The 5,111-nt window shown below is 72.9% G+C and carries 5 protein-coding genes and 1 pseudogene; 4 read left to right on the top strand and 2 right to left on the bottom strand.

What is annotated here, in order from left to right:
* Positions 1-46: 46 nt before the first annotated feature.
* Positions 47-625, bottom strand: a complete 579-nt coding sequence (locus tag C1I97_RS31130; protein ID WP_111006415.1) for an RNA polymerase sigma factor — start codon at positions 623-625, stop codon at positions 47-49.
* Positions 626-943: 318 nt separating this feature from the next.
* Here C1I97_RS31130 and C1I97_RS31125 point away from each other — a divergent pair, with 318 nt between their 5' ends.
* Both C1I97_RS31125 and C1I97_RS31120 read left to right on the top strand, forming a co-directional pair.
* Positions 944-1,312, top strand: a complete 369-nt coding sequence (locus tag C1I97_RS31125) for an STAS domain-containing protein (RefSeq protein ID WP_111006414.1) — start codon at positions 944-946, stop codon at positions 1,310-1,312.
* A gap of 405 nt (positions 1,313-1,717) precedes the next feature.
* Positions 1,718-2,242 (top strand): ATP-binding protein, encoded by a 525-nt coding sequence (locus C1I97_RS31120; RefSeq protein WP_111006413.1) that lies wholly within the window; start codon positions 1,718-1,720, stop codon positions 2,240-2,242.
* A 602-nt stretch (positions 2,243-2,844) separates the two neighbouring features.
* On the opposite strand, the gene C1I97_RS31110 is transcribed toward C1I97_RS31120, so the two are convergent.
* Positions 2,845-4,092 carry a flavin-containing monooxygenase gene (locus tag C1I97_RS31110; RefSeq protein WP_111006411.1) on the bottom strand — a complete coding sequence of 416 codons (1,248 nt, stop codon included), beginning with the start codon at positions 4,090-4,092 and terminating at the stop codon, positions 2,845-2,847.
* Positions 4,093-4,186: 94 nt separating this feature from the next.
* Between C1I97_RS31110 and C1I97_RS31105 the strand changes: the two genes are divergently transcribed.
* A complete protein-coding gene (locus tag C1I97_RS31105) occupies positions 4,187-4,810 on the top strand; it encodes a GNAT family N-acetyltransferase (RefSeq protein WP_258382821.1) in 624 nt (207 codons plus the stop codon).
* Between the two features lie 55 nt (positions 4,811-4,865).
* Positions 4,866-5,111 (top strand): annotated as a pseudogene (locus C1I97_RS31100) (hypothetical protein); the annotation flags it as partial.

Raw genomic sequence — 5,111 nt, 5'->3', positions numbered from 1 at the left:
GTGCCGGGGCCGTCCGGGGTGTCGGGCTGTTCCGAGTCTGACGGGTTCATGCCGCACCCCCGTAGCCGGGAGGTGTGCCGGGGGAGTCCGTGTCGTGGGCGGTGGAGAGGAGTTGAAGGCCCAGGCGGAGGCGGCGGCGGGCCTCGTCCTCGGGGATGCCGAGGTCGGCGGCGGTCTGCCGGTAGTCGCGGCGCTGGAAGTAGGCCAGTTCCAGGGCGGCGCGCAGTGGGGCCGGCATGGAGTGGACGATGTAGTCGGCGCGGGCGGCGGCCGAGGCGCGGCGCACCCTGAGCTCCAGGGCCTCGGGGGAGTCCTGCCCGTCGCGGTCGTCCGGTGCGGCGGTGCCGCGCAGCCGCTGCACGGCGAGCCGGTGGGCCAGCGCGGCCACCCAGGAGCGCAACGGGCCCTGCCGGGGGTCGTAGGTGTCGGGGTGTTCCCAGACGTGCGCGAACACCTCACGGGTGACGTGGTCGGCGGCCCGCTCGTCCCCGAGCACCCGGTGGGCGAGTCCGTGCACGAGGGAGGCGAAACGGTCGTAGAGCTCACCGAGGGCGGCCGCCTCCCCGCGCGCGAGCCGCTGCTGCATCCCGCGGTCCCAGTGGGGCGGTGCGCCCTTCTTCGTCATGCGGCCCCTCCAAAACCCGGCTGCGCCCTGCCCGGCGTGTCTGTGCGGTGCCCAGCGTGTCTGTGCGGTCATCTCGAATGTAGTCGGCACATCCGACAGCGCACGCCCCTTTGTGTCCATGCGCGCCCCCGTCACCACAAGACCAACTCTGATCAGGCACGATCGAAAATGACTGAAACGAGTCCCTGAAGGAACGGTTTCGGTTTGGGGTACGGCGTTTGGGGGAACGGCCGCTGGGCAGCCGCGCGGAAAGAAGCGTAGGAACTGCTTCCGTTTCCGGGCGGTTCCGGGGAAGATCCGGCGAGCGGAGGGCGGGCCGTGGCGTTCAACGTGACCGACGACCAACAGGGCGAGTGGAGCGTGCTCCGGGTCGCCGGCGAACTGGACCTGGTGACCTCGCCGGTGCTGCGGCAGCGGGTGCACGAGGCGGTGGCCCAGGGCCGCCACCATCTCGTCCTGGACCTCTCGGACGTCTTCTTCTGCGACTCCAGCGGCGTCGGCGTCCTCATCGCCGCCCGCCGCCTGATCCGCTCCTGCCAGGGCGGGCTGCGCCTGATCCTGCCGGCCCGCGGCGCGGTCGACGGCTCGCACGTCAACCGTGTGCTCGGCGCGCTCGGCGTGCGCCGCCTCTTCGACGTCTACCCGGACCTCGCGGCAGCGGTGGACGAGGAGCCGCTGTCGGCGTGACGCCGCGCACGGGCGCCGCCCGTGCGGGCCGGCCGCCTGCTGATGTCACCGATCGTGGCGCATGGATATCACGGAGCGTCGCCACCGTACCGGCGTCCCCGCGCGTGACCCGTCACGTCCCGGAGTCGCCGCCGTGCTCGGGTACCTTGTGTGGGATGCGAGTGGTTCCGGGCACGAGCCATGTCATGACGGGCGTCGCACAGTATGCCGCACGGGTACTCCTTCGCGCGGGAATATGCCCGAAGCGCTTGTTGCGGTGACGGTACGTCAACCATGCTGTCTCCCAGGGGGGTCACGTTCCGTGACTCCTGCTCCGGGCGTTGTTCTGCCCATGCAGAAAATGGCTACGATCGTGGCCCTCGCGTGCGCGAGGCTATGTGTCCGCCGGTTCGGATGGTGTGAGCGGTGCAGGTGCTTCAAGTGCAGCTGGAGATCCGGCCCGACCCCGCGGAGGTGGGGCGAGCCCGGAGGTGGGCCCGCTCGCGGCTCGCCGGTGCGGGGATACAGGACGACGGGCCGCTCGCCGAGACGTTGGTCCTGCTCGTCTCCGAACTGGTCACCAACGCCGTGGTGCACACCGGCCACCCCGCTGTACTGCGGCTGTCCCTGCCCGGCGTGCCGGCCGAAGTGACCACCGTACGCGTGGAAGTGGCCGATGCCAGCACCAGGGCCCCCGTGCCGCGCTGCGTGGGCGACGAGGCCACGAGCGGCCGCGGCCTCGCCCTCGTCGACGGCCTCGCCGACCGGTGGGGCTGGAGCCCGGAGGGTACGGGCAAGCGCATCTGGTGCGAACTGGACCGCCGCACCACACCGGTTGACGCGGCGAGGACCGCGACGCCGGCGGAGTGCGAGGGATGCGAGGGACTGGCCCGCGAGGAACCGGCCGACGGGGAGCCGTCCTACGAGGGGCTGGCCTACGAGACGGTGTAGAACTCCCTTCCCTCGCAGGACCCTTGAGGTGGCGCACGGGGCGGACGGCACCCTCGTACGGGTGCCGGCGCACCGTCCCGCCCCTCCGGGCGGCCGACTCGTGCGCCGGGAGATGCTTCTGTGCGCGCCCCGTTGCGAGGGGGCATAACGGGCAAATCGCCTGGGCGGTGTTGACGCTTCCTGTCCATTTGATCACGCTTGTGGTCAGCGATTCGCCGCGAGGGGACGTCGAGGGCTCGGGCGTCGGAAGTCCTCGACGAGTGTGGGTCGTGATGTCGGCGTCGGCCGGTCCCCGCAGGATCCGAGGGGGTGGGACCGGTGCGCCGCGGTCGGAGGGCGGCGCGCACTGCCTGTTCGGGGCGGGCAGGAGCGCGCCGTCAGCCGGAATCACCCTCCCGAGCCCAACGTGTCCACAGGCTGTGGACAACTTTCCGCTCCCGCTCCGGGAGCGGTCCGAAACGTGGCGAAGCCGCGTGGGACCTCTTCGGCTCGTACGACGTCGTCCGGTACGCCTCGGGGGCGCTGTACGCGGCGGCGGCCCTGATGGCGCTGGTGATCAGGCGGCGGCCGCGGGCCCGGGCCGGGGGCGGGTGACGCCGGGATCAGGCCGGCAGCCGGGAGACCCGTCGGCCGTCCTCGCGGGCGCCGGCCCGGGCGTCGGCCTTCGCCACGGCCTTGGCGATCCTCTCCGCATCGATGGCCAGTTCGCGGAGCATGCCGCTGATGGGGTTGGTGAAGCCGGTGAAGTACAGGCCGGGCGCGTTCTTCGGGGTGCGGGCGCCGTGGACGACGGGCCGGCCGCGGGAGTCGAGCACGCCGAGGTGGCCGACCAGCCCCTCCAGGGCGCGGACGTAACCGGTGGCGGCGATGACGGCGTCCGGCTGGATGCGGGTGCCGTCGGCGAGGACGACCTTGCCGTTCTCGAAGCCGTCGACGGCGGCCACGACCTCGACGGCGCCCTTGCGGACGGCGTCGACGAGACCGACGTCCTGGACGGGGATCGCGCCCTCGCGCACCCGCGAGTACAGGCCCGTGCCGGGGCGGGGCAGGCCGTGCGCCGACAGGTCCGGCACGCTCAGCCTCGCCAGCGGCCCGGCGAGCGTGTCGACCAGCCCGACCGGCAGCCGCCGTACGGCGATGCCCGTGTGCTGGGCGGCCCACCCGGCGGTCGACCGGCGCACGATGTGCGGGGCGGTGCGCACCGACAGCCGTACCCGCGAGGCGCCGCCCTCCACCAGGTCCACCGCGATCTCGGCGCCGGTGTTGCCGACGCCGACGACGAGGACGTCACGGCCGGCGTAGGGCCGGGCGTTGCGGTACTCCGAGGCGTGCAGGAGCTCGCCGGACGCGTCCGTGTACGTCTCGCGGCCGGGCCAGTCGGGCAGGCGGGGCGTGTGGTTGTAGCCGGTGGCGACGACCACTGCGCCGCCGGTCAGCTCCCGCCCGCCGGTGGCGTGCAGCAGCCAGCCGGTGCCGTCCGGCATGCGTTCGACGCGGGAGACCTCGACCCCGGTCACGATCTCCAGCCGGTGGTGCTCGGCGTACCTCTCCAGGTACCGCACCACGTCGTCGCGGGAGACCCACCTGCCGAACCGGCGTGGCATCGGCAGTCCGGGCAGGCCGGACAGGCGCCGGGTGGTGTGCAGGTGGAGCCGGTCGTAGTGGCGCCGCCAGGAGGATCCGACGCGGTCGGACCTCTCCAGGACGACGGCCCGTATGCCCCGCGCCCGCAGCGCCTGGGCGGCGGCCAGCCCGCCCGGACCGCCGCCGATGACGTACACGGGGCGGTCGGCGGGCTGCGCGGCGGGGGCGGGGGTGGAGGCGTCGGTGCCGGACACGGAGTCGGTCATGAGCGCGAGCGTAATCACGCACCTGGTTGATTGGTCTCGGTCAAGAGCGGAATTGATTGCGGATTGATCACGACTGCGCGGTTCCGGTCGTGTGTTGTTCAATGAGTCGGTGGTCGCCCACCCCCATGACTCCGCGAGCCTTTCGACGGTACGCCTGGAAGGGCACGGGCTGCTCCTGCGTCCGTGGGACCCGGGGTCCGGCGCCGACGTGGCGGCGTGGCTGCGCGGTGTCACCGATCCGGAGTTCCTCCACTGGAACACACCGCTCGTCCCCGTCACGGACACCGCCGGTGCCCGCGACTCCCTGCGGGCCCGGGCCGCCCGCGCCGAGGAGGGCTCGGCGGCGTCCTTCCTGATCGGGGACGCGGAGAGCGGCGGCGGTACGGCACTGGGGCACATCGGCGTCAACGACATCCACCGGCTCCTCGGCGTCGCCAGGGTCGGCTACTGGGTACTGCCCGAGGCACGGGGACGCAAGGTCGCCACCCGGGCGCTGGGCCTGGTGGCGGGCTGGGCCTTTCGCGAGGCGGGGCTCCACCGCCTCGAACTGGCCCACGTCGCCGGCCACGAGGCCTCCTGCCGGGTCGCGGAGCACTGCGGCTTCCGCCGCGAGGGCACCCTGCGCGGCGCGCTCCTCGAAGCAGGGCGCAGGGACGCCTTCCGGGACGCCCACCTGCACGCGCGGCTCGCCACGGACCCGGAGCCGAAGGTCTCCTGACCGGGGAGCGGCTTAATTCGGAGGCGCGGGGCGGCCGTGGGCAGGACCATGGGGCATGCCTTTCGAAGACGACTGGAACGACCGGGACGACCGAGATGACCGGGACGACCGGAACAACTGGTACCTGACCGAGGACGTCGAGCAGTTCCTGGCGCACGCCGGGGAGTTCCTCCGCTCACGGCCCGCACCGCACACGGTCCACCTGACCGTGACGGAGACCCTGCGCTCACGCGGCCCGCGTGTCTACGGGGACGCCGATCCCGAGTTCGGCGTACTGGCGGGGGAGGGGGAGGGAGAGGAC

Origin of the sequence: Streptomyces sp. NTH33 (assembly GCF_003236365.1) — a bacterium.
Classification (GTDB): Bacteria; Actinomycetota; Actinomycetes; order Streptomycetales; family Streptomycetaceae; genus Streptomyces.
The sequence above is the reverse complement of the archived record's forward strand: the minus strand, read 5'-3'. Positions and strand labels throughout refer to the sequence as shown.

What these genes read in the sequence shown, in the direction of transcription:
- C1I97_RS31130 (WP_111006415.1), bottom strand. Translation starts at nt 625, where the DNA reads ATGACGAAGAAGGGCGCACCGCCCCACTGGGACCGCGGGATGCAGCAG.
- C1I97_RS31110 (WP_111006411.1), bottom strand. Translation starts at nt 4,092, where the DNA reads ATGACCGACTCCGTGTCCGGCACCGACGCCTCCACCCCCGCCCCCGCC.